The organism is Acidovorax temperans, assembly GCF_028596105.1.
Classification (GTDB): domain Bacteria; phylum Pseudomonadota; class Gammaproteobacteria; order Burkholderiales; family Burkholderiaceae_C; genus Acidovorax; species Acidovorax temperans.
Genome location: NZ_CP117193.1, coordinates 2,029,032 through 2,054,769, shown reverse-complemented (window position 1 = coordinate 2,054,769; position 25,738 = coordinate 2,029,032). Strand labels below are relative to the sequence as shown.

18 protein-coding genes are annotated in these 25,738 nt (G+C 65.8%); 10 read left to right on the top strand and 8 right to left on the bottom strand.

Translation table 11 applies throughout. The features are described from left to right. The first annotated feature begins 95 nt into the window (after positions 1 to 95). On the top strand, positions 96 to 2,369 hold the full coding sequence (locus PQV96_RS09790) for a xanthine dehydrogenase family protein molybdopterin-binding subunit (protein WP_273625134.1): 2,274 nt from the start codon (positions 96 to 98) through the stop codon (positions 2,367 to 2,369). Between the two features lie 162 nt (positions 2,370 to 2,531). On the opposite strand, the gene PQV96_RS09785 is transcribed toward PQV96_RS09790, so the two are convergent. The 3 genes from PQV96_RS09785 to PQV96_RS09775 form a co-directional block, all read right to left on the bottom strand. Beyond that, a complete protein-coding gene (locus PQV96_RS09785; protein WP_207375134.1) occupies positions 2,532 to 3,524 on the bottom strand; it encodes a zinc-dependent alcohol dehydrogenase family protein in 993 nt (330 codons plus the stop codon). A 5-nt stretch (positions 3,525 to 3,529) separates the two neighbouring features. Then, entirely contained in the window at positions 3,530 to 4,537 is a 1,008-nt protein-coding gene (locus PQV96_RS09780) for a zinc-dependent alcohol dehydrogenase family protein (RefSeq protein ID WP_242638308.1), read from the bottom strand. 163 nt (positions 4,538 to 4,700) lie between these two features. Then, positions 4,701 to 5,459 (bottom strand): SDR family oxidoreductase, encoded by a 759-nt coding sequence (locus PQV96_RS09775; protein ID WP_207375133.1) that lies wholly within the window; start codon positions 5,457 to 5,459, stop codon positions 4,701 to 4,703. A 151-nt stretch (positions 5,460 to 5,610) separates the two neighbouring features. Here PQV96_RS09775 and PQV96_RS09770 point away from each other — a divergent pair, with 151 nt between their 5' ends. Next, the gene (locus PQV96_RS09770; RefSeq protein ID WP_337931935.1) at positions 5,611 to 6,477 is read left to right on the top strand and encodes a LysR family transcriptional regulator; all 867 of its coding nucleotides are present in this window, start codon (positions 5,611 to 5,613) and stop codon (positions 6,475 to 6,477) included. A 369-nt stretch (positions 6,478 to 6,846) separates the two neighbouring features. On the opposite strand, the gene PQV96_RS09765 is transcribed toward PQV96_RS09770, so the two are convergent. The 3 genes from PQV96_RS09765 to PQV96_RS09755 form a co-directional block, all read right to left on the bottom strand. Next, positions 6,847 to 7,086, bottom strand: coding sequence for a hypothetical protein (locus PQV96_RS09765; protein ID WP_337931934.1), 240 nt, complete (start codon positions 7,084 to 7,086; stop codon positions 6,847 to 6,849). Continuing rightward, entirely contained in the window at positions 7,083 to 7,502 is a 420-nt protein-coding gene (locus PQV96_RS09760; protein ID WP_207375132.1) for a hypothetical protein, read from the bottom strand. Before PQV96_RS09760 ends, PQV96_RS09765 begins: the two co-directional genes overlap by 4 nt. A 340-nt stretch (positions 7,503 to 7,842) precedes the next feature. Then, entirely contained in the window at positions 7,843 to 7,968 is a 126-nt protein-coding gene (locus PQV96_RS09755) for a hypothetical protein (RefSeq protein WP_273625133.1), read from the bottom strand. A gap of 3 nt (positions 7,969 to 7,971) precedes the next feature. On the opposite strand from PQV96_RS09755, the gene PQV96_RS09750 reads away from it, so the two are divergent. Next, the gene (locus PQV96_RS09750; RefSeq protein ID WP_273625132.1) at positions 7,972 to 8,538 is read left to right on the top strand and encodes a nucleotidyltransferase family protein; all 567 of its coding nucleotides are present in this window, start codon (positions 7,972 to 7,974) and stop codon (positions 8,536 to 8,538) included. 140 nt (positions 8,539 to 8,678) lie between these two features. Here PQV96_RS09750 and PQV96_RS09745 read toward each other — a convergent pair whose 3' ends face one another. Continuing rightward, entirely contained in the window at positions 8,679 to 9,197 is a 519-nt protein-coding gene (locus PQV96_RS09745; RefSeq protein WP_273625131.1) for a superoxide dismutase family protein, read from the bottom strand. A gap of 224 nt (positions 9,198 to 9,421) precedes the next feature. Between PQV96_RS09745 and imuA the strand changes: the two genes are divergently transcribed. The 3 genes from imuA to PQV96_RS09730 are packed head-to-tail and all read left to right on the top strand — an operon-like array spanning position 9,422 to position 15,177. Next, positions 9,422 to 10,357: a translesion DNA synthesis-associated protein ImuA gene (gene imuA, locus PQV96_RS09740; RefSeq protein WP_273625130.1), complete on the top strand. Its 936-nt coding sequence runs from the start codon at positions 9,422 to 9,424 to the stop codon at positions 10,355 to 10,357. Then, positions 10,320 to 11,915: a DNA polymerase Y subunit UmuC family protein gene (locus tag PQV96_RS09735; RefSeq protein WP_273625129.1), complete on the top strand. Its 1,596-nt coding sequence runs from the start codon at positions 10,320 to 10,322 to the stop codon at positions 11,913 to 11,915. The genes imuA and PQV96_RS09735 overlap by 38 nt, the downstream gene beginning before the upstream one ends. Beyond that, complete coding sequence (locus tag PQV96_RS09730; protein ID WP_273625128.1) at positions 11,908 to 15,177, top strand: error-prone DNA polymerase; 3,270 nt, start codon at positions 11,908 to 11,910, stop codon at positions 15,175 to 15,177. The genes PQV96_RS09735 and PQV96_RS09730 overlap by 8 nt, the downstream gene beginning before the upstream one ends. A 20-nt stretch (positions 15,178 to 15,197) precedes the next feature. On the opposite strand, the gene PQV96_RS09725 is transcribed toward PQV96_RS09730, so the two are convergent. Then, the gene (locus PQV96_RS09725; protein ID WP_273625127.1) at positions 15,198 to 15,803 is read right to left on the bottom strand and encodes a gamma-glutamylcyclotransferase; all 606 of its coding nucleotides are present in this window, start codon (positions 15,801 to 15,803) and stop codon (positions 15,198 to 15,200) included. Positions 15,804 to 16,181: 378 nt separating this feature from the next. Here PQV96_RS09725 and smc point away from each other — a divergent pair, with 378 nt between their 5' ends. From smc to PQV96_RS09705, 4 genes are all read left to right on the top strand, one after another. Next, positions 16,182 to 19,706 carry a chromosome segregation protein SMC gene (gene smc / locus PQV96_RS09720; RefSeq protein WP_273625126.1) on the top strand — a complete coding sequence of 1,175 codons (3,525 nt, stop codon included), beginning with the start codon at positions 16,182 to 16,184 and terminating at the stop codon, positions 19,704 to 19,706. Between the two features lie 16 nt (positions 19,707 to 19,722). Further along, a complete protein-coding gene (locus PQV96_RS09715; protein WP_273625125.1) occupies positions 19,723 to 20,862 on the top strand; it encodes a cell division protein FtsZ in 1,140 nt (379 codons plus the stop codon). 152 nt (positions 20,863 to 21,014) lie between these two features. Then, entirely contained in the window at positions 21,015 to 23,141 is a 2,127-nt protein-coding gene (gene ligA, locus PQV96_RS09710) for an NAD-dependent DNA ligase LigA (RefSeq protein WP_273625124.1), read from the top strand. A 132-nt stretch (positions 23,142 to 23,273) separates the two neighbouring features. Next, positions 23,274 to 25,673 carry a penicillin-binding protein 1A gene (locus PQV96_RS09705; protein WP_420482205.1) on the top strand — a complete coding sequence of 800 codons (2,400 nt, stop codon included), beginning with the start codon at positions 23,274 to 23,276 and terminating at the stop codon, positions 25,671 to 25,673. The last annotated feature ends 65 nt before the right edge of the window (positions 25,674 to 25,738 follow it).

Below are 25,738 nucleotides of genomic sequence, written 5' to 3'. Positions count from 1 at the left end.
GCGACACAGCGCCTAGCCAGAACCGCTTCGCTGAGTTTTTTTGCCCCGCTCTCCACATCCAACCCCCTCCCAAGAACACCGAGCAGGAGAACACCATGCATTTCGACGCTCACACCGCCCGCGCCCACATGCCAAAAGGCCTGGTAGCGCTGATGGATCAAGCGCAAGGCGCTATCAATATCGAAGCGAATGCCGCCGCCACCGAAGGCGTGGCACGCCGCACCTTCCTCAAGGCCGCAGCCGCATCCGGCTTTGCGCTGGGGGCTTACCCGCTGGTGGCCACCGCTAAAGGTGCAGGCACAGCGCCTGCCGGGCTCAAGCCTTTCGAGCAGCCCTCGGCCTTTGTTCGCATTGACACCGATGGCACCGTCACCGTCACCATCAACCGCCTGGACTTTGGCCAGGGCGTGCAAACCGGGCTGCCCATGATCCTGGCCGAAGAGCTGGACGCCGACTGGGCCAAGGTGCGCAGCGTGCACGGCGACGCCAACCCCGCCTATGCCGACCCGGCCTTTGGCATGCACCTCACGGGCGGCTCCAACTCCCTGAAAAACTCGTACACCCAGTACCGCGAGCTGGGTGCCCGCACCCGCGCCATGCTGGTGTCTGCCGCCGCTGCGCAGTGGGGTGTAGACGCATCCACCCTGCGCACCAACGCTGGCTTTGTGGTGGGCCCTGGCGGCAAAAAATTAAGCTACGGCGCGCTGGCCGAGGCCGCCATGCAGCAGCCCGTGCCCGAGAAAGTCACCCTCAAAGACCCCCAGCAGTTCCGCATCATCGGCAAGCCCACGGGCCGCCTCGATGCCAAGGCCAAATCCAGCGGCCAGCAGGACTACGGCATTGACGTGCGCCTGCCCGGAATGCTGACGGCCGTGGTGGCCCGCCCACCCGTGTTTGGTGCCAAGCTCAAGTTGCTGGACGACAGCGCAGCCAAGGCCGTGAAGGGCGTAAAAGCCGTGCTGCGCGTGCCCACCGACCGCGGCGGCGAAGGCGTGGCCATCATTGCCGAAGGCTACTGGCCCGCAAAGCTTGGGCGCGATGCGCTCAAGGTGGAATGGGACACCGCCAGCGTCGAAAGGCCCGACACCGCCCAGTTGCTAACCCAATACCGCGCCCTGGCGCAAAAAACCGGCGCCATCGCCATCCCTGCCGATGTGGCCCCGCTGGCCAATGCGCCGCAAAAGATCAGCGCCGAGTTCACCTTCCCCTACCTGGCCCACGCGCCCATGGAGCCGCTGAACTGCACCGTCAAACTCGATGGCGACAAGGCAGAGTTGTGGATGGGCACCCAAATGCCCGGCCTGGACGCCATGGCCGCCGCCAAGGTGCTGGGCCTGCAGCCGCAAAACGTGAAGGTGCACACCCAGATGGCCGGTGGCGGCTTTGGCCGCCGTGCCATCCCTACCAGCGACTACGTGGTCGAAGCCTGCGGCGTGGCCAAGGCCGCCCGCACCGCAGGCATCAACGCCCCGGTGCGCACCCTGTGGAGCCGCGAAGACGACATCAAGGGCGGCTACTACCGCCCCATGCACGTGCACCGCGCCGAGATCGGCTTCGACGCCCAGGGCAACATCCTGGCGTGGGACCACGTCATCGTCGGCCAGTCCATCGTCAAAGGCACGCCGTTTGAAGGTTTCATGGTCAAAAACGGGGTGGATTCCACCGCAGTGGAGGGCATGAAAGAGCCCTACAACATCCCCATGCGCCTCTCGGTACACCACCCGCAGGTCAACGTGCCCGTGCTGTGGTGGCGCAGCGTGGGCAGCACCCACACCGCCTACGCCATGGAAACCCTGCTCGACGAAGTGGCCCGCGCCACTAAGCAAGACCCCGTGGCCTACCGCCTGCGCCTGATGGGCGACAAGCACCCGCGCCACAAGGCGGCGCTGCAACTGGCGGTGGACCAGTCCGGCTACGGCAAAAAGAAACTCGCCGCAGGCCGCGCCTGGGGCGTGGCGGTGCACGAGTCGTTCAGCTCGGTGGTGGCGTATGTGGTGGAAGCCTCCGTCAGCAAGGACGGCACCCCCAAGCTGCACAGCGTGACCGCTGGCGTGCACTGCAACCTGGCCGTCAACCCCAAGAGCGTGGAAGCCCAGGTGCAGGGCGGGGCGCTGATGGGCCTGTCGATGTGCCTGCCCGGTGCCGCCATCACCCTGAAGGACGGCGTGGTGGAGCAAAGCAACTTCGGCGACTTCCCCGTGCCCCGCATCACCGACATGCCCCAAGTGGCCGTGCACATCGTGCCCAGCGCCGAGCCTCCTACGGGGATGGGCGAGCCCGGACTGCCACCGCTGGCACCAGCGTTTGCGAATGCTGTGGCAAGGTTGACGGGCAAGACGCCGCGCGAGCTGCCGTTCAAGCTGGCTTGATCGGGTTGGATGGAAGTAGAGCGCCGGGTTTGGAAAAGCCCGGCGCTTTTTTATGGCTCATTCGGTTGCGCCAGTTCGGCGTGCGGGGAGTTGCTGTGGCGGTGTTTGGCAGCCAGCTTGGGGCATGGTTCCAGCGGTAGCGAATGTGGTGAAGCTGCCTACTCAGACCGTCACGACTACCTTGCCTATATGCTGGTTGCTTTCCAAGTAGCGATGGGCCTCGACGATGTCATCGAAGGCGAAGACCTTGTCAATGACCGGGTGCAGGGCGCCTGACGACAGACCTTCGAGGATGAAGCGCTTGGCTGCGGCAAACTTCGCGGGGTTTTCCACAGTCTCGGTGAAGACATAGCCCCGCATCGTCAGACTCTTGCGCAGAGCCAGCCGCAGCGGGAACGGCGTGGCTGCCGGATCGAGCATGCCGTGCGACACAATGACGCCGCCCGGTGCCATGGCGGCGGCGATTGCCTCGACCTGAGGGCCGCCGACGGCGTCGAAAGCGCGTTGCAGGCCATCCGGGCCGACTATCTTCAGCAACTCCTCGCCCAGGTCCTCCTCGCGTGTCGCGATGACATGGGCCGGGCCGAGCGCAAGTACCGCGTCCTTCTTGGAGCGATCCAGCGTGGTTGCAAGCGGGATGGCGCCGACGCTCCGCGCAATCTGAATTGCCGCCAAGCCCACGCTGCTGGAGGCCGCCGTAATCAGCACGTGCTCGCCCTGGCGCAGACCACCCGCTTCGATCAGGCCGCCGTAGGCAGTCAGATACTGCATCCAGGCCGAAGCCGCCAGCTCAAAGCTGAGCGACTCCGGTTTGGGAGCAACAAAGCGTGCGGGCACAACGATGGATTCGCCATAGGTGCCATAGCGACCCAGCCCTATCGGGGGGATGACGCTGACGGCCTGGCCCTGTTGAAACTCTATGACCTCTGTGCCGACCTCCTCAATCAGCCCAGAAGCTTCGTAGCCGAGTCGAGAAGGAAGCACGGCCTTCTCGATGTACGTACCACGTCGGAACATGACGTCGGCACGGTTCAGCCCCAGGGCTTTGACCGTGATGCGCACCTCGTCCGCAGCAAGTGGCTCGCTGCGGGACTCTTCTTCGATGCGGAGAACCTCAGGCCCCCCTAGCTCGTGAAAGCGGACAACGCGTGCCATGGTGATCAGGCCGCGACGTCGATGACGACCTTGACTGCCGCGCCGCCCTGTTCAACCAGGGCATGGGCGGCCATTGCGCTGTCCAGGGTGAAGCGGCGCTCATCGACGATGGGCTTCACGCGGCCGGCTTCCACCAGCTCCGTCACCTGACGAAGAATGTCTCCATGATGGGCGCGCAGTTCGCCACTCAGCATGGGCAGCAGCACGAAGACGCCGGACAGTGTGGCGCAGCGCAGCGACCCCGTCGCAAGCGCATGGTTCCCGAAGGCGGCGCAGCTGACGACATGGCCATAGTGAGCGATGGCTTCAAAGGCCGCATCCAGAACCGGACCGCCGACGGTGTCGTAGATCACATCGAAGCCCTTGCCATCGGTGTACTTGGCGACGTACTCGGCCACCGTGGTCGTGCCCACGTTAATCGGCGTCGCGCCCAGGCTCCTCACGATGTCAGCGCCGTTGTTGCGAACGGTGGCATAGACCTCGGCACCACGGGCAAGCGCCAACTGGACCGCCAGGTGTCCCACGCCGCCGGAACCGCCGGTGACCAACACCTTTTGTCCGGGGCGTACGGCAGCGCGGTCGATCAGACCTTCCCAGGCGGTCAGTGCCACCAGCGGCAGTGCCGCAGCATCGCGCATGGACAGGTTCTTCGGTTTGAGCGCCAGCAAGCGCGCATCGACGGCGGCGAATTCGGCCAGCGAGCCTTGGAGGCCGCGCACACCGCCAGTCAAACCATAGACCTCGTCACCCACCTTGAAGGCGCCGACACCTTCGCCGACGGCCTCGACCACGCCGGCGAGGTCCGTACCCAGCACGGCGGGAAGTGCCGGCATGGCATAGAGTGCTTTGCCGGTGCGGATTTTGTAGTCGATGGGGTTCACGCCGCTGGCCTTGATGCGAACCAGCACTTCGCCGGCCTTCGGCGCAGGGATGTCGATCTGGGCGCTGCGGAACTGGGCGACCTCATAGTCGTCGAGGATGAGTGCGCGCATGCTGCTTAGGGTCGTGTTCATGATTGAATTCATTCTTTGTTGGATTTCATGGCCTGCCGGACCCTCTCGCGATTGCGAAGCCGTTGACGGCCGAATACTGGCACATCGGCGAGACCACGAGGCGGTTGCGCGCCCGGAGGCCGCGCAACGCGACAGGACTGAACAGGGTGGACTAGGCCATGGCTTAGAAGTCTTGAACGGTCGGGCGCAGCACGATTTCGTTGATGTCCACGTCGGCCGGCTGCTCAATCGCATAGGCGATGGCTCTGGCCACCGAGTCAGCGGGAATCTGGTTGGCCTGATAGAAGGCCTGGACACCGGCCGAGCTGTCGGCATCGCTGCTACCCAGCTTCAGTTCGGACTCCACAGCACCGGGCGAAACAATGGTGGTGCGTACGCCAGCAGGTGCTTCAGCACGCAAGCCCTCGGACAGGACGCGCACGGCGAACTTGGTTGCGCTGTAGACGGTTCCGAAGGGCGTAAACAGCTTGTGGCCTGCGACGGAGGCGATGTTGATGATGTGGCCATCCGCTTGCGCCGTCATGGTCGGCAGCACGGCAGCAACGCCATGCAGCACGCCCTTGATGTTCACGTCGATCATGCGGCTCCACTCGTCGACCTTGAGCTTGGCCAGAGGTGCCAGCGGCATGATGCCTGCGTTGTTGATCAGAACGTCGATGCGAGCAAAGCGCTTCAACGTGGCGTCAGCCAGGGCTTGGACCTGGGCCATGTCCGTCACATCGGTGGCCTGAACCAGGACGTCTGTACCTGCGGCCGACAGTTCGGCGGCCAAAGCCTGCAGTTTGTCAGTGCGGCGGGCCGCCAGCACCAGCTTGGCTCCGCGAGCCGCCAAATAGCGGGCAGTCGCCTCGCCGAGACCACTGCTGGCACCGGTAATGATGACCACTTTGCCGGTCAGAGACTGAATTTGAGCGTTCGACATATGCGTACCGTTGAGAAGAATTTGAAGGAAATCGGGCCATCCCGACGAGGAATGACCAAATTTTGGGCTTTTCAACCAATCTAATAAAGATCACAATTTCGACAACGCTTATGAATTGATTTCACAAATGTAAGGTGCTGAGCTGGCTGAGTTGTCGATCTTTCTGACCGTTGCCCACTTGCGCAGCTTCAGCAAGGCGGCGGTGGAGCGCGGTGTGGCCCCCTCGGCAATCAGCCATGCCATTCGCAAGCTGGAACAGCGAGTCGGTGTGCGTTTGTTTCATCGCACCACCCGTAGTGTGGCGTTGACCGATGCCGGTGAACGTTTCCTTGCTGATCTCACCCCAGCGTTTGGGCAGATCGGCGCTGCGCTAGATGGCTTGAACGCTTTCCGTGACACCCCGTTTGGCACCGTGCGCATCAACCTTCCCAGTGCCATTGCACCTTTTGTTTTGAAGGACGTGATGGGTCCGCTACTGGCTCAGAACCCAGGATTGCATTTGGATGTGGTGGCAACGGACCGCCTGATCGACATTGTCGAAGAGGGTTTCGATGCCGGAATTCGCTTTGGGGAGCGGTTGTCGCAGGACATGGTGGCTGTGCGCATCAAGCCAAGCCTTCGGTTTGCCGTAGTGGGCGCGCCGAATTACTTTGCGCGAACAGGGCTTCTCCCGCCAAAGTCGCCTGAGGACTTAAAGCAGCACGAGTGCATCCGCTACCGTTTCCCAAGCGGCGCCATTTTCAATTGGGAGTTCTCCCGCAAGGGAGAGTCCTTGGAGGTGGATGTGGATGGCCCGCTCACGCTGGATGGTCAGGAGTTGATGGTTGAGGCCGCCTTGCAGGGCTGCGGATTGGCGTACGTATGGGATAACCGCATCATGAAGCACTTGAAAGATGGGACCCTGATTCGTTGCTTGGACGATTGGTGCGCACCAGACGACGGACTGCACCTGTACTACCCTAGTCACCGCCATCTTTCCGCAGGACTGAAGGCGTTGATCAATGTCCTTCGAGCGTGAGGCCGGATGTCCGCTTTCTGCATCAGCGGACTTTGGCAAAGAAAAAATGACCGGCTGCTGTCAGCCTAAGAGCGGCTAACAAAACTCAGCGAAGCGGTTCTGGCTAGGCGCTGTGTCGTCGGCAGTACGAGCGGTACGACAAGACACAGCAACGACGCCAGAAGAGTTTTGTTAGCCGCTCTAAAGCAGCTTCCCATCTCTCTCCACATCTTCCCGATCTGAAAACAAAAACGTTTTCGCTGCCTCATGTGGACATCAAGCAAATCGGTGCACTACCGATTTTTTTAGATTACAGAGATGATTTTGACGACCAAGGCCTGTTGTGGGCATTCGCCAATGGATGGTGCCGCGCAGTAGGCTTTGCGGCGCTTAATCCTTGAGGTCCACCCCCAGATCCGCCAGCTTTTTCGCAAACGAGTCCCTGCGTTTTTCGGCCTTGGCCGCTGTTTCAGTAGCGGCTTGGATGGCCTTGGGGCCTTTATGGGCAGCCGCTTTAATCAGCCCAAATTTGTGGGCAGCATCTGCCTCGGTCCGCTTGAATGTGGCGATGAGTTCAGCATGAGCAATGGAGGGGTTCACATCGGCTCCTTGATTGATCAGCGCCGTCACGCTTCCAATTTGACGTTGGTGCGAAGCAAGGCGGTTCTCAATTCGCGAGTGGCGGGTTTGGCAATATCCACCTTTTGCACCGCCAGGTCGAATGAAGAGCCGGGCTTGATGCTGGTGGGCAGTATCTTTTTGGCGGGCAGCTTGGCAGGGTAGGTGCCCTTAGCCGGACACATGCGAACGGAAAACCCGAATTCTTCGAGCAGGCCTTTCGCATACAGCTCCGCCAATTGGTGAAACGATACGAAGGTGGAGCGTTTCACGTCTTTGAATCCGGGCTGGCTGACGTCGCGAACGAGCTCGAATTTGCCCAGCGAATCGCGCTGGGTATCGGTAAAAGGGTGCAGCAAGAAAGTCTGGCGAACGCCATCCTTTTTGGACACCACAGTGTGCTCGACGGCTATATCGGTTAACAGCATATTTTTTCTATCTCCGCGAGTTGCAGTTTGCACGGCCACAGCAGCCGATGTACCACCCGAAGGGCGAGGACTGTAACTGAAGGGCCGCCAGTGACCGATCCCTGCGGCGCGGCAACAAAATCGCTGCGGACCGAAACTGTCGATCCATGGTAGTCGAGCACAAGTCTGACATCAGACCGAGGCCATCCATTGCTCTGCAAACCATCCTGTTGCATGGAAATGGCTGCTAGCGCTTTCTGGATAAGCGCAAGCAGCTATCAATTTTGAAGTTCGCTAGCGGGGTATGTTCGCTGCCATCGCCTCATTTCACACTGCGCTGATGGCGCTTTGCTCCCTATCATTAGCCGTCCTCAGGCGCAAAGATGTCCGGCTGGACGCGGTGCAGTTTGCCGGCCATGGCCCAGCCGCTGCCGCGCAGTGATGCCATGATCTGACTGGCCTTCCAACCCAGACTTTCCTCATTCACTCCATGCCCCTCAACCCACCCACCGTCCTCATCCTCGCCTCTGGCCGTGGCGAGCGCTTCAAAGCGTCGGGCGGCAGCGTTCACAAATTGCAGGCCTTGCTGGCGGGCAAGCCCGTGTTGCAACACACGCTGGACGCCGTGCGCGCCAGTGGCTTGCCTTGGCATGTGGAGGATGCGGGCCATCCTGGCATGGGCGATTCGATTGCGGCTGCGGTGCGTCACACGTCTAACGCTGCGGGCTGGTTGGTGTTGCCGGGCGATTTGCCGCTGGTGCAGCCCGCGACGTTGCAGGCCATGGCGCAGGTGCTGCGGGAAGAGCAGGCCGTGGTGGCGTGGCCGGAGTTGGCTGGCGAGCGAGGGCACCCTGTGGCGTTTGGGCGCGCCTGTTTGCCCGACTTGCTGGCCCTGCAAGGCGAAAAGGGCGCCGCGCCCGTGGTGCGCAAGTGGGCAGAGCAGGGGCGGGGGCTGGCGGTGCCGGTGCAGGACGAAGGTGTGGTGACAGACATTGACACCGTGGATGCGCTGGCGCGGGCCGAGGCGCTTTGGCGCCAGCGCCAGGCTGCTGGGTGATGAGCACCCACGTCATGGCCGGCGCTGCGGTCGTCGTGCCCCTGGCCCCATGAAAAAGCCGCAGTGTTCGCAGCGGCTTCTTGTTTTATGGGGCAGTAGCGTGGCCCAAAGGCCGTTGCTCTGCGCAGAGCGCGCTGGGCTTATTTGACAGTAATGACCGCACAAGCCAGGCGGGGCCCGGCATTGCCTGTGGGCTGGGTGGTGTAGTCATCGGGGTCGCGGTGCACGATGAGGCCCTTGCCCACAATGTCATTGGCCGTGCTGCCCACGCGAATGCTGCGCGATTCAAAGTTGAAGCTGACCGTGCCGTTGGCGTCCGCTTTCAGGCTGGGCAGATCGCCGGTGTGGTGTTCGCCCTTGCCGTGGTGGCCGTGGGGCTTGCCGCCGGGGTTGAAGTGGCCGCCAGCGCTCATGCCGTCGCCGCTGCTGCAGTCGCCTTTTTCGTGGATGTGAAAGCCATGCTCGGCACCGGGTTTGAGGCCGGTGATGGTGCCTGACACCTTCACCACATCACCCGTTTGCGCAAACTGCACGGTGCCTGCGGTGGTGTTGCCCCGGGTGGGCTGCAACTGCGCGGTGGCAGTGGGGCCTGCGGTGTAGCTGGCACAACCTGCCAGCGTGGCTACGGCGACAGCCGCCAAGACAAAGCGAAGATTCATCACATGCTCCTGGAGTGAAAGAAAGGGTGGGCCGCCACTGGCGCAATTCAAAAAGTGCTGGGCAGCCGCAAAGCCATGTTACGCACGGCTGGTGCGTTGTGGGTGGGCCCAGGGCCACAAAGTCTGGTGCAAGAGGTGTGGAAATGTTTAAATACTGTATAAAAATACAGTTATTATGCGATGCACGAAGCACCGTTGATCCACCCACCATACGAGCCGCCGCCATGTCTGCCTTGTCTTTTGCACCCCCGCGCGGTGCGCCAGCCAAAGGCCCTGTGCATTTGCAGGGTGTGTGGCTGGGCCACCAGTTGTGCGATGCCGCTTCGGCCCCCACCCAGCCCACGGGGCACAGCGCGCTGGATGCGCAGTTGCCCGGTGGCGGCTGGCCCATTGGTGCGCTGACCGAGGTGCTGCAGCCCGACCCCAGCCGCCATGCCTGGCAACTGCTGCAGCCCGCGCTGGCGCAGGCCACGGCGGCCCGGCCGGGGGCCGTGGTGCTGGTGGCCCCGCCGTTCGAACCCTTTGCCCCCGCCTTGCAGGCTGCAGGGCTGCCACCTGCACGATTGTGCAAGGTGAAGCCGGGGGCTGCAGCTACCGGCAAAGCCGCCACCGCCGCGCTGTGGGCTGCCGAGCAGGCGCTGCGCTGCCGCGATGTACTGGCCGTGGTGGCCTGGCTGCCCCAGGCGCTGCCCGAGCAACTGCGCCGCCTGCACCTGGCCGCCGCGCAAATGGGGCAGTTGCTGTGGGTGTTTCGCCCGGCAGGGGTGCGCCAGCAGGCATCGCCTGCGCCGCTGCGCCTGTGGGTGCAAGAAGACGTGACCCAACCCCTGGCCATGCAGGTGCAGGTGCTCAAGCGCAAGGGGCCGCCGCTGGCGCAGCCTTTGGTGTTGCCGGCGGGGTCAGCCCGGCTGGCGCAGGTGCTGGCAGCAGGCGCCCTGCGCAGCCAGCAGCGGCGAGGGCAGGGCGCTGTTGCGCCTGTAACGCCTGTGCGGTCATTGCCCGTTTCTGCTGCGCCTGCGGCATTGCCCGCATTGGCGCTGGCCACTGCGTTCGGGATGCGAGAGGGTGGTGCTGCGCTGGGTGGTTTGCAAGAGCCTGCCGGTGGGTGGAAGGGGGTGGCACATGCACTGGATCGCCTGGCCGTGCCCGCAACCCGTTGAACCCCGCCCACCCAGCGCCCACGCCCCTGGGGCAGCGGGTGCTGAGCCCAGCCTGCACGCGCACGCACCGTCGGGCGGTGTGCCCGGTGCTACGCCCACATGGCAAACGGTACAAGGTGCCGAGGCCTGGTGGGCGCTGCGCTTTACCCCCAGGGTGGCGCGTGTGGATGAGGCACTGCTGCTGGAGGTGTCTACGACTGAGCGCCTGTGGGGCGGCCGCGCGGCGCTGCTGGCCCAGCTGCAAGCCAGTGCGCCTGCGATGGAAACCGGCGTTGCGCCCGAACCTGCACCAGTGGCCGAGCTGGCGTCTCCATCGCCCCGTGTACAGCCACCGCCCGCGCCTTTTGCCCAGGGCGCTACATCGTTCCAGGCCCTGGCACTGCTGCGGCTGCAGCAGGCAGGGCTGCGCCCACCCCGGCGCGTGCCGCACGATTTGCCCCTGCACACCCTGACAGCGCTGCGCCCCCATGTGGCCAGCCTGGCGCGCATGGGCTGCAACACCTGGGGCCAGTTGCGCGCCTTGCCGCGCGATGGGGTGGCGCGGCGGCTGGGCGCCGCGGCCTTGCATGCGCTGGACTGTGCCTTTGGCGATGCCCCCCACACGCACACCTGGCTGGAGCTGCCCGAAACCTTCGCCCTGGCGGCCGAGCTGCCCGCGCTGGCCACCTCGGCCGATGCGCTGCTGTGGTCGGCCCACGCCTTGCTGCAAGCACTGCAGGCCTGGCTGCAGGCGCGCCAGCAGGGCGTGCTGGCGCTGGAACTGGCCTGGCACCACGACCTGCGCAAGGTGGACGGCAAGCCCGTGCCCCCCTGGCAGGCGCTGCCCGTGCGCACCGCCCAGCCCACGCAGGCCCTGGCCCACCTGCGCCGCCTGCTGGCCGAGCACCTGGCCCGCACGCCGCTGGCCGCACCCGTCAACCAGATTGCCCTGCGCGCCCTGCAAACTGTGCCCATGCCCCAGGCCAGCGCCAGCCTTCTCCCCCCTGCAGGCGTGGTGGGCCGCAGCGCCGAAGACCACGCCCGCAGTGAAAGCTGGCACCAGCTGGTAGAGCGCCTGTCGGCCCGCCTGGGGCCCGAGCAGGTGCAAGGCGTGGCGCTGGTGGCAGACCACCGGCCCGAACGCATGCAGCATTGGCAACCCGCCAGCCACGCGCTGCAAGCGGGTGGGGCAGGCCCTGCCAAAGCCCCAGCATCTCAAGTCTTGCCTCATGGTTTGCCCGACGCCAGCCTGTGGCCCACCTGGCTCCTGCGCCCGCCGCAACGCCTGGCGGTGCAGGGCAGCCGCCCTTGCTACCAGGGGCCACTGCGCCTGCTGGCGGGCCCCCACCGGCTGGAAGCGGCGTGGTGGGAAGCTGCCGAAGCCCCCGAATCTCCCCCCAATGCCTGCGGTGCCGACCCCGCCCCCGGCCTGGTGGTGCGTGACTACTTTGTGGCCCACAACGAGCGCGCCGGGCATGTGTGGGTGTTTCGTGAGCGGACACCATCGGCCCCGCCCAGCGCCGAAGGCGGCTCACCCATCCGGCAGCACCGCTGGTTTTTGCACGGCATTTATGGCTGAAGGCACCGCACCCGCCCGCCCGGCCATGCTGGCGCTGCCCGACTATGCCGAGCTGCACTGCGTCTCCAACTTCAGCTTTCAGCGCGGCGCATCGCACCCGCACGAGCTGGTGGAGCGCGCCGCCGCCCTGGGCTACCGCGCGCTGGCGCTGACGGACGAATGTTCGGTGGCAGGCGTGGTGCGCGCCCATGTGCGGGCCAAGGCGCTGGGGCTGCACCTCATCGTGGGCAGCGAGTTTGCGTACCCCGGCTTCCGGCTGGTGGCGCTGGCGCGCAATGCGCAGGGCTGGGGCAATCTGTGCCAGTTCATCACCGCCGCGCGGCGCAGTGCGGCCAAGGGCAGTTACCAGATGGGGCCTTTGAGCGATGTGCAGCAGCTGCAAGGCTGCGAACTGCTGCTGGTGCCCGAGCGCACGGTACAAAACGCTACTGATTTTGTAGCTGTTAGCGCTTTATTAGCAAGCGCTAGAGCCCAATTTGGCTTGAATTTTTGGCTGGTCGCCGAGCTGCTGCTGGAGCCCGACGACGACCTGTGGCTGGCCACTTTGCAGCAGGCGGGCGCGGCGGTGGGTGTGCCGCTGGTGGCTGCGGGCGATGTGCATATGCACGTGCGCTCGCGCAAGCCGCTGCAAGACGTGATTACCGCCGTGCGCCTGGGCCTGCCGGTGGCGCAATGCGGCTTTGCGCTGCAGCCGCATGCCGAGCGGCACCTGCGCCAGCGCGTGCGGCTGGCAGGCATCTACCCGCCCGAGCTGTTGCAGGCCACGGTACAGATTGCGCAACGCTGCACCTTCCACCTCGACGAAATCAAATACCAATACCCGCAAGAGGCCGTGCCCCCTGGCATGACGCCCGCTCAGGGCCTGGCCTGGCTCACCTACGAAGGCGCAGCCAGCCGCTACCCCCAGGGCGTGCCGCCTGCGGTGCACACCCAGCTGCAGCGCGAACTGGCATTGATTGCCGAGTGCCAGTACGAGATGTATTTCCTCACGGTGCACGACATCGTGCGCTATGCGCGCAGCCAGGGCATCTTGTGCCAGGGGCGTGGCTCGGCGGCCAATTCGGCGGTGTGCTTTTGCCTGGGCATTACCGAGGTGGACCCCACCCGGTCCCACCTGCTGTTTGAGCGCTTCATCAGCAAAGACCGCCAGGAGCCGCCCGACATTGATGTGGACTTTGAGCACGACAGGCGCGAAGAGGTTATCCAGTACATCTACAGCAAATACGGACGCGACCGCGCCGCTATTGCCGCCGTGGTCACCACCTACCGCACCCGCAGCGTGCTGCGTGACGTGGGCAAGGCCCTGGGCGTGCCACCCGCAGTGGTGGACGCGTTTGCCAAAGAGCACCACTGGTTTGACGAAGACCTGGCCAGCCACAAGCTGCAGGCCCTGGCCGAATCATTGGGCCAGCCCCTGGCGACGCACACCGCCCGCCTGTGGCTGGAACTGGCGGGCGAGCTGCACGGCTTTCCGCGCCACTTGAGCCAGCATGTGGGCGGCTTTGTGCTCACGCAGGGGCCGCTGTCGCGGCTGGTGCCGATTGAAAACGCGGCCATGGCAGACCGCTCCATCATCCAGTGGGACAAGGACGACCTGGACGAGATGGGCCTGATGAAAGTGGACGTGCTGGCGCTGGGCATGCTCAGCGCGCTGCGCCGCTGCCTGGATCTGCGCGCCGCGCTGCGGGGCGCGCGCTGGCGGCTGGCCGACATCCCCGCCGAAGACCCGCACACCTACGACATGATTTGCGCCGCCGACACCGTGGGTGTTTTCCAGATCGAAAGTCGCGCCCAGATGAGCATGCTGCCGCGCCTGCAGCCGCGTGTGTTTTACGACCTGGTGGTGCAAGTGGCCATCGTGCGGCCCGGCCCCATCCAGGGCGGCATGGTGCACCCCTACCTGCAAGCGCGCGAGCGGCGCAGGAGGGGTGAAAAACTGTTGCTGGAAAAGCCCGAGCTGGAAGATGCGCTGGCGCGCACGCTGGGCGTGCCGATTTTTCAGGAACAGGTGATGCAGATCGCCATGATCGCCGCCAAGTTCTCGGCCGCCGAGGCCGATGCGCTGCGCCGCTCCATGGCCGCCTGGAAGCGCACGGGCGGCGTGCACAAGTTCGAAAAGCGCCTGATCGACGGCATGGTGGACAACGGCTACGAACTGCCCTTTGCCCAGGCCATCTTCCAGCAGATGCTGGGCTTTGGCGAATATGGCTTTCCAGAAAGCCATGCCTACAGCTTTGCGCTGCTGGCCTACAGCAGCAGCTGGCTCAAGTGCCACGAGCCCGCGTGCTTTCTCGCGGCACTGCTCAACTCCTTGCCCATGGGCTTTTACAGCGCATCGCAACTGGTGCAGGATGCCCGCCGCCACGGCGTGCGCGTGCTGCCGATTGATGTGAACCACAGCGACTGGGACTGCACCCTGGAAGGGCCCGCGCAGCTGCTGCAGCCGCCCCGGCCCCTGCCGGGCGTGCGGCCCGCCGCCTTGCCCCAGCCTGCCGTGCGCCTGGGGCTGCGGCTGGTCAGCGGGCTGCATACCGATGCAGCGCAGCGCTTGCTGCAGGCCCGATCGCAGGCGCCGCACCACCGCTTTGCCAGCACGGAAGACCTGGCCCTGCGCGCCGCGCTGGATCGGCACGACCTGCAGGCCCTGGCCGCTGCCGATGCGCTGGCCGCCTTGTCAGGCCACCGCCGCCAGCAAATGTGGGACGCCGCCGCCCAGCACCGCGCCCCTGCGCTGCTGCGCCACGCCCCGGTCAACGAAGCGCCGCTGGAGCTGCCCCAGGCGCCCGAAGGGGAAGAAATCGTCTTTGACTACGCCGCCACGGGCCTGACCCTGCGCCGCCACCCGCTGGCCCTGCTGCGCCCGCGCCTGCAGCGCTGGCGGCTGCTCACGGCCTTGCAGTTGCAAGCCGTGCCCCATGGCCGCACCGTGCGCGCCTGCGGCATCGTCACCTTGCGCCAGCGGCCCGGCACCGCCAAAGGCACCATGTTTGTGACGCTGGAGGACGAAACCGGCCCGGTCAACGTCATCGTCTGGCCGGGGTTGATCGAGACGTGGCGCGATGCGCTGCTCAGATCACAACTGCTGGCCGTGCAGGGCCTGTGGCAGTGCGCTACCGGGCCGGTGCCGCCATCGGCCGGGGGGCAGGGCGCAGCGCCTGGGGTGCCCGCCGTGCGCCACCTGGTCGCCCAGCGCTTCAAAGACCTGACCCCGCTGCTGGGCCGCCTGGGCGGGGCGCTGCACAGCAGCCGGGATTTTCATTAGGCGACCCGGCAGGCGCCGCCTCAATCATCCCGTTTGGGTGCCAGCGCCAGCAAGCGGGCCAGCGCCCGGTCGTGGATGCCCATCTTCACCAAGCCCTCGTGCGTGGCCCTGGCGTAGTCGTGCGTGGTGCCGTACCGCCCCCGGGCCTGGGCAAAGATGCGGGTGTATTCATGGTCTGGCAGCACGCCGGTGTGGTTGGGGCTTTTGCGCGACAGGGTGAACGCCAGCGCCTTCACCGTGCCGTGCGGCGTCTGGCAGGGCAGCCAGCGCGGGTCGTACACGGCGTTGACCATCTCGCGGTCCCACAGCGGGGGCATCACGTCCAGCACCCGCTGCCGTTCGATACGAAACACCATGCCCCGGCAGCTGCCCCCGGTCAGCAGCGCAAACACCAGGCCGGGGCATTCGGGCGTGCCCCGGTTCACGCGGCTCCACATCTTCAGCGCCCGGTGCCAGCCGTGCACCTTGGCGGGGCGCTGCTCGGCGTAGTCAAAGTCGGGTCGCCAGATAAGCGAGCCGTAGCCAAACAGCCAGAGGTCTTGGTGGGGGTCCCACTGCGCCAGCGTCTGGGCCAGCATGGCAGCGGGGTCGCGGGGCTGGGGTGTGAGGGTGGGCAGGGGCGTCATGCCGTGGGGTGGCGGTGTCGGGTCTGAACAGGGGGGCTGGGATGAATGCCGAGCCGCAATTATTGGCGCCCCCAAGGGGATTTGCTGACCGGGGCGGTGAAACCTCGGGCAGCGGTGGGTTGGATAAACGCTCATATTTTGATAGCTGGTGGCGCTTGTCTGTCAAGCGCCAGAGGCCAATTTGGCTGAATATTGGCAGCCAACATGCTGCGTCGCAGCATCGAGCGGGCCCGGCGCGGCGGCGGGTGCCACGCTCAGAGGCAGGCCGCCCCTTGGGGCGCGGTATCATCCGGGCCTGCCCAGGTCGCCTGCAGCTTCCTGGGCGATTTGCGTTGTTGTTCGCTGTTGTCCTTGCTCCACGCTCCCTCCGCCTGACCCGTGCGTCTTACCTCCATCAAGCTCTCCGGCTTCAAGTCGTTCGCTGAACCCACCAACTTCATGCTGCCAGGGCAACTGGTGGGCGTGGTGGGGCCGAACGGCTGCGGCAAATCCAACATCATGGATGCGGTGCGCTGGGTGCTGGGCGAGAGCAAGGCCAGCGAGCTGCGCGGCGAGAGCATGCAGGACGTGATCTTCAGCGGCACCACCACCCGCAAGCAGGCCAGCCGCGCCAGCGTGGAGCTGGTGTTTGACAACTCCGACCACCGCGCAGGTGGCCAGTGGGGCCAATACGGCGAGGTGGCCGTGCGCCGCGTGCTCACGCGCGACGGCACCAGCAGCTACTTTCTGAACAACCAGCCCGTGCGCCGCCGCGACGTGCAGGACGTGTTTCTGGGCACCGGCCTGGGGCCACGGGCCTACGCCATCATTGGGCAGGGCACCATCAGCCGCATCATCGAATCGCGCCCCGAAGAGCTGCGCCTGTTCCTCGAAGAGGCGGCCGGGGTCTCCAAATACAAAGAGCGCCGCCGCGAGACGGAAAACCGCCTGGCCGACACGCGCGAAAACCTCACGCGGGTGGAAGACATCCTGCGCGAGCTGAACGCCAACCTCGAAAAGCTGGAAAAGCAGGCCGAGGTGGCCGCCAAGTACAACGCGCTGAACGCCGACGCCACCCTCAAGCAGCACCAGCTGTGGTTCTTGAAGCGCGCCGACGCCGAGGCCGAGCAGACCAAGGTGCGCCTGGAAGGCCTGCAGGCCGTGAACGACCTCGAATCGCGCATGGCCGACCTGCGCGCTGTGGAGTCTGACTTGGAAACCATCCGCCAGGCGCACTACGCGGCGGGTGACCAAGTCAACCAGGCCCAGGGCAAGCTGTACGAGGCCACGGCCGAAGTGGGGCGGCTGGAAGCCGAAATCCGCTACGTGGTGGAAGGCCGCGTGCGCGTGGAGCAGCGCCTGTCCACCCTGGCCGAGCAGATCGCCCAGTGGCAGGCCCGCAAGGAAGAAGCCGACATCGAGCTGGAAAACCTGGCCGGTGCGGGCGTGGACGCCGAAGAGCGTGCCGAACTGCTGGCGGCCCAGCTCGAAGAGCAGGCCATGCAGCTGCCCGACCTGGAAGACGCCCTGCGCCAGGCGCAGACCCGCGCCAGCGAGCAGCGCGCCAGCGTGGTGCAGGTGCAGCAGCAAATTGGCGTGCTGGCCGCCGAGCAGCGCAGCCTGGACGAGCAAAGCCGCCAGCTCGACACCCGCTACGAGCGCCTGCGCGCTGACCGCAACGCTCTGGCCGCGCCCGACGAAGCCCGCCTGAACAACCTGCGCAGCCAGTTGGAAGCCGCGCAAGAGCAGGCCGAAACCACCGAAGCCCGCCTGGCCGAGCTGCAAGACACCGTGCCCCAGCTGGACGAAGACCGCCGCGCCCGCCAGCAGGACGTGAACACCGAGAGCGCCCGCCAGACCGACCTGTCGGCCCGCATGGAAGCCCTGAAGGCGCTGCAGGAAAAGGTCAAGACCGACGGCAAGCTGCGCCCCTGGCTGGCCAAGCACGGGCTGGATGGCATGCAGGGCCTGTGGAGCCGCATCCACATTGAACCCGGCTGGGAAAACGCCTTGGAAGCAGCCCTGCGCGAACGCCTGGGCGCGCTGGAAGTGGGGCGCCTGGACATGGTGCGTGGCTTTTTGGGCTCGAACGAAAACGACGCGCCTCCCGCACGTCTGGCTTTCTACAGCGCCCCCGCCGCAGGAGTGCCCGAGCCCACGGGCGCACACACCCGGCTGGCAGACCTGCTGCGCATCCACGACGCCAGCCTGCGTGCCGTGCTGACCGACTGGCTGCAGGGCTGCAGCATTGCCCAGACGCTGGACGAAGCCCTGAACCGCCGCGCCAGCCTGCAGCCGGGCGAAGTGATCTACGTGCCCACCGGCCACGCCGTCAGCAGCCACAGCGTGAGCTTTTACGCGCAAGATTCCGAACAGTCGGGCCTGCTGGCGCGTGCGCAAGAAATTGAGCACCTGGAAAAAGAACTGCGCGCCCAGGCGCTGATTGCCGACGAATCGCGCACCGCGCTGGTCCGCGCGGAAGCGGCTTATGCCGACGCTTCGCAGCGCCTGGTAGCCGCCCGCCGCGAGGCCACCGAGGCCCAAAGCCGCGCCCACGAGCTGCAGGTCGAAACCCTGCGCCTGACGCAGTTGGCCGAGCAGACCCGTGCGCGCAGCGAGCAGATTGACGCCGACCTGGGTGAGGTCGAGGCCCAACTGGCCGACCTGCAAGAACGCCGCGTGGCCGCCGAGGCCCGCTTTGAAGAGCTGGACATGCAACTGGCCGACAGCCAGGAGCGCGAAGCCCAGCTGGGCGACCGTGTGATCGAGACCGAGCGCAAGCTGAATGCCTGCCGTGAGCAGCAGCGCATGCTGGAGCGCCAGGTGCAGGAGGCCACCTTCTCGCAACGCAGCCTGGACGCCCGCCGCGCCGAGCTGAACCGCTCCATCGAAACCGCCACCCAGCAGGCCACGGCCCTCACCGACGAGCAGCAGCGCGCCCGCGACGAACTGGCCCGCCTGTCAGACGCCGCGGCGCAGGGCGGCTTGCAACAGGCGCTGGACTTGAAGATGGATCGGGAAAAGGCCCTGGCCGCCCAGCGCAGCGAATACGACGACCTGACGGCCAAGCTGCGCGCCAGCGACGAGCGCCGCATGCAGCTGGAGCGGGCGCTGGACCCGCTGCGCCAGCGCATCACCGAATTCCAGCTCAAGGAACAGGCCGCGCGCCTGGGCCTGGAGCAGTACACCACGCTGCTGACCGACGCGCAGGCCGACCTGGAGGCCGTGGAGAAATCCATTGCCGATGGCAACGTGCGCGTGCAGGGCCTGCAGGGCGAAATTGACCGCCTGCACCGCGAAATTGCAGCGCTGGGTGCAGTCAACCTGGCTGCGCTCGATGAACTGAACCTGGCGCGTGAACGCAAGGTGTTTTTGGACGCGCAAACCGCCGATTTGACCGAAGCCATGAACACGCTGGAAGACGCGATCCGCAAGATCGACGGCGAAACGCGCCAGCTGTTGTCGGGCACGTTTGAGACGGTGAACGGGCACTTCGGCCGCATGTTCCCCGAGTTGTTCGGGGGCGGGCAGGCCAAGCTCATCATCACCGGCGACGAAATTCTGGATTCAGGCGTGCAGGTGATGGCGCAGCCACCCGGCAAGAAGAACCAGACCATTCACCTGCTCTCGGGTGGCGAGAAGGCCCTCACGGCCATTGCGCTGGTGTTTGCCATCTTCCAGCTCAACCCCGCACCGTTTTGCCTGCTGGACGAGGTAGACGCACCGCTGGACGACGCCAACACCGAGCGCTACGCCAAGCTGGTGGCCAGCATGAGCAAGGAAACCCAGTTCCTGTTCATCAGCCACAACAAGATCGCCATGGAAATGGCCGAGCAACTGATCGGCGTGACCATGCAGGAACAAGGTGTGTCGCGCATCGTGGCGGTGGACATGGAGTCCGCCCTGTCCATGGCCGACGCTTGATTTGAACTGACCCCCCATGAACTCATCTCTGTTACTGAGTCTGGCAATCACCGGCGGGCTGGTGCTGGCGGCCATCGTGGCCTACAACGCCTGGATCCTGCACCGCAACGCTCCCAAAAAGGCTTTGCCCCCCGACCCGGACCGCCCGGCCCCCGTCGCAGGCGATCCCTTGCTTGAACCCACCCTGCGCCAGGAACCTTCGCTCGACGCCGACCTGGGCCCGAGCAACGCCGCCAGCCATGCGAACCTGGACCTGGGTGCAGAGCCGCACGAACACACGGTGGATGCGGGCGATGCCCTGCGCATGCCGGTGCCCACGCCCAGCCTGGAACGCCGCCCTGGGCTGGACCCGCTGATCGATGTGATCGCATCCCTGCAGCCTGAAGGCATCGTCTCTGGCGACGCGGCCCTGGCCGCCTTGCCACCCACGCGCCGCGCCGGCAGCAAGCCCTTTGCCATCGAAGGGCTGAACGACGCCACACAGCAGTGGGAGACCCCTGCACCCGGCCAGCGCTACCGCAGCTTCCAGGCCGGGGTGCAACTGGCCAACCGCATGGGCGCGCTCAACGAGATCGAGTTCTCTGAATTCGTGATGAAGGCGCAGGGCTTTGCCGACGCCATCAACGCCGCCCCGGACTTCCCCGACATGCTGCAGGAAGTGGCCCGCGCCCGCGAGCTGGACCAGTTCGCCAGCGACCATGACGCGCAGCTTTTGTTCATGCTGCGCGCCCGCCAGGCCGCCTGGAGCCCCGGCTACCTGCTGCAAAACGCTGCCCGCGTGGGCTTTGTGGTGGGCGCCATGCCCGGCCGCCTGGTGCTGCCCGCCAGCGCACCCGGCCTGCCGCCCGTGCTCACCCTGGGTTACGACACGCAGGCCGCCTTGGCCGATGACCCAGACCAGTCCGCCATCCGCGACATCAGCCTGAGCCTCGACGTGGCCCAGGTGCACCGGACCGAGCAGCCCTTTGCCCGCCTGCGCGAAGTGGGCGCAGCCCTGGCAGAGGCCATGGACGGCGTGCTGTGCGACCAGAACGGCCAACCCTTGCCCGCCATGGCCATGGACCCGATTGCCGCAGACCTGGAGCTGCTGTATGACCAGCTTGATGCGCGTGATTTGTCGGCCGGTTCAGTGCTGGCCCGGCGCCTGTTTAGCTAGAACGTGCAGCCCCTTTTGAGCCGTTTTCGGCGTATTCTTCCCTGCGGGGAACGGCGCCCCCTCTGCGGGGCGGCCTTTGCTCGGTGTTCCTGGCGCCAGCCTTGCCCTTTGCAGGCAACGCGCCTCGTGTCTGTCGATGCCGATCACAACCCATGACCGCAAATTTAGACCTTTTTTCGGCTCCAGCGCCCGAAAATAAAGCGCAAGCAGCTATCGATTTGGAAGCAAAAGCTGCTGCATTGCGCGCCCAATTGAATCAGTGGGCGCACCAGTACTACGTGCTGGACGAGCCCACCGTGCCGGATGCCGAATACGACCGCGTGTTCCGCGAGCTGCAGGCGCTGGAAGCGGCGCACCCGCATTTGCTCACCCCCGATTCGCCCACGCAGCGCGTGATTGGCGCGGTGATGGAAGGGCTGGCCCCGGTGCGCCATGTGGTGCCCATGCTCAGCATCCACACTGAAACCGACACTGAAGCCACGGGCGCGCAAGCGTTTGACGCCCGCGTGCGGCGCGAGCTGGGGCTGAGCGATGCCGACCCCGCCATTGAATACGTGGCCGAGCCCAAGTTTGACGGCCTGGCCATGAGTCTGCGCTACGAGCGCGGCCGCCTGGTGCAGGCCGCCACGCGGGGCGACGGCGAGGTGGGCGAGGACGTGACGCACAACATCCGCACCATTCGGCAAATCCCGCTGACCTTGCCTGAGGGCGTACCCCCAGTGCTGGAAGTGCGTGGCGAGGTGTACATGCGCCGGGCCGACTTTGATGCGCTCAACGAACGCCAGCGCGAGCAGGGCGGCAAGACCTTTGTGAACCCGCGCAACGCCGCAGCGGGGGCCGTGCGCCAGCTCGATTCGAACATCACCGCCCAGCGCCCGCTGAGCTTTTTTGCCTACGGCCTGGGGGCCATCACGCCGCCCGCTGAAGGCGGGCCGGTGTTTCGCACGCATTACGAGATGCTGCAGACCCTGAAGTCTTGGGGTTTTCCGGTGGCAGCGCAGGTGCAGATTGCGCGAGGTGCTACGGAATTAGTAGCGTTTCACCAGCAAGTGGGCGCCAGTCGCGATGCGCTGCCCTACGACATTGATGGCGTGGTCTACAAGGTCAACTCGCTGCAGTTGCAGCGCGACCTGGGCTTCAAGACCCGCGAGCCGCGCTGGGCTGTGGCGCACAAGTACCCCGCGCAGGAGATGGCGACCAAGGTCGAAGGCATCGACATCCAGGTGGGCCGCACGGGCAAGCTCACGCCTGTGGCGCGCTTGGCCCCCGTGTTTGTGGGCGGCGTCACGGTAACCAATGCCACGTTGCACAACCTGTTCGAAATCCGCAAGAAAGGCGTGCGTGTGGGCGACCAGGTGATCGTGCGGCGCGCAGGCGATGTGATTCCCGAAGTGGTGGGCGTGATGGCTTCCGGCCCGCGCCCGGCCTACGTCCAGAACTTCCGCATGCCGCGCCAGTGCCCCATTTGCGGCAGCGAGGTGGTGCGTGAAAAGGGCGAGGCCAACCACCGCTGCACGGGCGGCCTGTTCTGCGCGGCGCAGCGCAAGGAAGCCATCCTGCACTTTGCCGCCCGCCGCGCCATGGACATCGAGGGCCTGGGCGACAAACTCGTGGACCAGTTGGTGGATGCCAACGTGATCCGCACGCTGCCCGACCTGTACCGCCTGGGCCTGAGCGCCCTGGTGATGCTGGAGCGCATGGGCGACCGCTCGGCCCTGAACCTGCTGGCTGCGCTGGAAAAGTCCAAGCAAACCACGCTGCCGCGCTTTTTGTTTGCGCTGGGCATCCGGCATGTGGGCGAGTCCACGGCCAAAGATCTGGCCAAGCACTTTGGCACGCTCGATGCACTGATGGGCGTGGACGCCGAATCTGCCGCCACCGAAGAGCAACTGCTGCAGGTGCCCGACGTGGGCCCCATCGTGGCGCGCAGCGTGCACACCTTCTTCCAGCAGCCCCACAACCGCGAGGTGGTGGAGCAACTGCGCGCCTGCGGTGTGACCTGGCCCGAGGGCGCACCCACCGAACGTGGCCCGCAGGTGCTGGCGGGCAAGACCATTGTGCTGACGGGCACCCTGCCCACGCTCAGCCGCGATGCGGCCAAAGACATGCTCGAAGCCGCTGGTGCCAAGGTGTCGGGCTCGGTCAGCAAAAAAACCAGCTATGTGGTGGCTGGTGAAGACGCGGGCAGCAAGCTGGCCAAGGCCGAAGAACTGGGTGTGCCCGTGCTGGACGAGGCAGGCATGTTGGCGCTGCTGGCGGGCGAGGGCGGTGCCGCGTGAGCATGGTGTGGTGCCATGTCCCCCGCCTTGCCATGGGCGCCACCAGGCCGGTTGACCCATTCACTGAGCAGCCCCAGCCCGGGCTGAACTGAACCCATGCTCCGTTTACTCTCCACTTTGCGCACGGGCCTGATGGCTGGGGCGCGCCGGGTGCTGCAAACCCTGCGCACTGTGCCCGCCCTTTGGGGGCGCTTGCAGCCCCGCAGCTGGCGCACCTGGCTGCTGCTGGTGCTGGCCCTGCCAGCGCTGCTGGCGGTGTACACGCTGCTGCTCATCCCGTTCACCCCGTCGATTGCCGACATCACCAAAGCCAAGACCGAGCGGCCCGCGCAGCTGCTGTCGGTGGACGGTAAGGTGCTGGCCGAGTACCGCTGGGCCAACCGCGAGTGGGTGGCGCTGAACCGCATCTCGCCCCATGTGGTCAACGCCCTCATCGCCACGGAGGACCACCGCTTTTACGAGCACTCGGGCATGGACTTCAGGCGCACTGCGTCGTCGGTGGTGCACACGCTGCGCGGCGATCCGCAGGGCGGCTCCACCATCACGCAGCAGCTGGCGCGCAACCTGTTCCTGGAAGAAATTGGCCGCTCGCGCACCATCACCCGCAAGCTCAAGGAAGACATCACCGCCTTCAAGATCGAGTGGACGTACTCCAAGGATGAAATCCTGGAGACCTACCTCAACACCGTGCCGTTTCTGTACAACGCCTACGGCATCGAGATGGCCGCGCGCACGTATTTCGACAAGTCGGCCGACAAGCTCAACCTGCTGGAAAGTGCCACGCTGATTGGCATGCTCAAGGGCACGGCCTACTACAACCCCGTGACCCAGCCCGAGCGCTCGCAGGCGCGGCGCAACATCGTGCTGGCGCAAATGGTCAAGCGCGGCAAGCTGGAAGAGTCCAAGCTGGCGGCCCTGCAAAAGCGCCCGCTGCGCATTGACTTTGAACGCCAGACCGAAGCCATGGGCCTGGCCCCGCACTTTGCGCAGCAACTGCGCAAGCAGCTCATCGCCTGGGCCGATGCCAATGGCTACAGCCTGCACGCCGATGGCCTCATCGTGCGCACCACCATCGACTCGCGCCTGCAGGCCATGGCCAACCAGGCCGTGGCACGGCAGGGCCGCCAGTTGCAGGGCATTGCCGACAACGCCTGGTCGGCCCGCAACGGCTGGAACCCCAAGAGCGAACTGGTGCAAGCACTGGTGCGCGAAACCCCGCAATACCGCGAGGCGGTGGCCAAGGGCGAGCCTGCGGATGAAGTGCTGAAATCCCTGCTGGCCGACACCCGCTTCATGACCGCGCTGAAGCAGGAAAAAACCCGCGTGCAGGCGGGCTTCATGGCCATGGACCCCGTCACCGGCCATGTGCTGGCCTGGGTGGGCAGCCGCGACTTTGCGGCCGACCCGTTCGACCATGTGCAGGCCGCCCGCCGCCAGCCGGGCTCCACCTTCAAGCCGTTTGTGTACGGCGCCGCCTTCATGCAGGGGGCGCTGCCGTCTGACGAGCTGATGGACGAGGCGGTAGAGATTCCGCTGGGCGGCAACCAGGTGTGGCGCCCCACCGATGGCGGTGCGCCCAGCAACGCCCCCATGACGCTGGCCGACGGCCTGGCGTTTTCCAAGAACACCATCACCGCCCAGGTCATGCAGAAGGTGGGCCCGGCCCGTGTGGCGGACCTGGCCCGCGCCATGGGCGTGCGCGAGAGCAAACTGGAAGAGGTGCCATCGCTGGCCCTGGGCACCAGCCCCGTCACCCTGCGCGAAATGGTCACTGCCTACAGCACCATCGCCAACGCAGGCCGCTATGTCGAGCCCATCCTCATCACCAGCATTGAAGACCGGCACGGCAAGGTGCTGCAAACCTTTGCGCCGCAAGCGCCCGAGCAGGCCATGCCCCTGCAGGCCGCACAAACCCTGCGCAACGCCATGCGCGGCACCATCGACCGGGGCACCGGCTCTGCACTGCGTGGCCGCTACGGCCTGCGGGCCGACCTGGCGGGCAAAACCGGCACCACGCAAGACAACACCGACGGCTGGTTCATTGCCTTGCACCCGCGTGTGGTGGCGGGTGCGTGGGTGGGCTTCAACGATGGGCGCATCACCCTGCGCAGCGATTACTGGGGCCAGGGTGCCCACAGCGCGCTGCCCATGGTGGGCGACTTTTTGCAGCAGGCCTTCCGCACCAACACCCTGGACGGCCGCGACCGGTTTGTGGACGAAGAAACCCCCAGTTTGCTGGGCGATGCCATGAACGGTGTGCGCACCTGGGTGCGTGATCTGTTTGGCCGGGATGTTCCCCCGCCGCCCGAGGTAGGCGCGGACCCGCTGCCACCACCTGTGCCGCCAGGCTCGCTCCCACCCGTGATTCGCGATGCGGACCCTCCGCCACCCGGCGCCCAAGGGGGGCAGGGCGGGGCGGTGTTTGGGGGCAGCCCCGTGCCCCTGACACCTGCAGAAGCTGCAGCCACCCCGGTGCCGGGTGTGGTGGTGCCATCGCAGACCGACAGGCCCGTGCGGGATGGGGAACCGTGAAGTGAAGCCGCCTGACCGCAAACACCGCCAGCCATGCAAAGTCTTTCGCAGGCTTGGGGTGCTAC

Bases quoted from the DNA above. Each gene is read 5' to 3' on its own strand.
- PQV96_RS09790 (WP_273625134.1), top strand. From the start codon at position 96: ATGCATTTCGACGCTCACACCGCCCGCGCCCACATGCCAAAAGGCCTG.
- PQV96_RS09785 (WP_207375134.1), bottom strand. From the start codon at position 3,524: ATGGCACGCGTTGTCCGCTTTCACGAGCTAGGGGGGCCTGAGGTTCTC.
- PQV96_RS09780 (WP_242638308.1), bottom strand. From the start codon at position 4,537: ATGAACACGACCCTAAGCAGCATGCGCGCACTCATCCTCGACGACTAT.
- PQV96_RS09775 (WP_207375133.1), bottom strand. From the start codon at position 5,459: ATGTCGAACGCTCAAATTCAGTCTCTGACCGGCAAAGTGGTCATCATT.
- PQV96_RS09760 (WP_207375132.1), bottom strand. From the start codon at position 7,502: ATGCTGTTAACCGATATAGCCGTCGAGCACACTGTGGTGTCCAAAAAG.
- PQV96_RS09750 (WP_273625132.1), top strand. From the start codon at position 7,972: ATGCCCCTCAACCCACCCACCGTCCTCATCCTCGCCTCTGGCCGTGGC.
- PQV96_RS09745 (WP_273625131.1), bottom strand. From the start codon at position 9,197: ATGAATCTTCGCTTTGTCTTGGCGGCTGTCGCCGTAGCCACGCTGGCA.
- imuA (WP_273625130.1), top strand. From the start codon at position 9,422: ATGTCTGCCTTGTCTTTTGCACCCCCGCGCGGTGCGCCAGCCAAAGGC.
- PQV96_RS09735 (WP_273625129.1), top strand. From the start codon at position 10,320: ATGCACTGGATCGCCTGGCCGTGCCCGCAACCCGTTGAACCCCGCCCA.
- PQV96_RS09730 (WP_273625128.1), top strand. From the start codon at position 11,908: ATGGCTGAAGGCACCGCACCCGCCCGCCCGGCCATGCTGGCGCTGCCC.
- PQV96_RS09725 (WP_273625127.1), bottom strand. From the start codon at position 15,803: ATGACGCCCCTGCCCACCCTCACACCCCAGCCCCGCGACCCCGCTGCC.
- PQV96_RS09715 (WP_273625125.1), top strand. From the start codon at position 19,723: ATGAACTCATCTCTGTTACTGAGTCTGGCAATCACCGGCGGGCTGGTG.
- ligA (WP_273625124.1), top strand. From the start codon at position 21,015: ATGACCGCAAATTTAGACCTTTTTTCGGCTCCAGCGCCCGAAAATAAA.
- PQV96_RS09705 (WP_420482205.1), top strand. From the start codon at position 23,274: ATGGCTGGGGCGCGCCGGGTGCTGCAAACCCTGCGCACTGTGCCCGCC.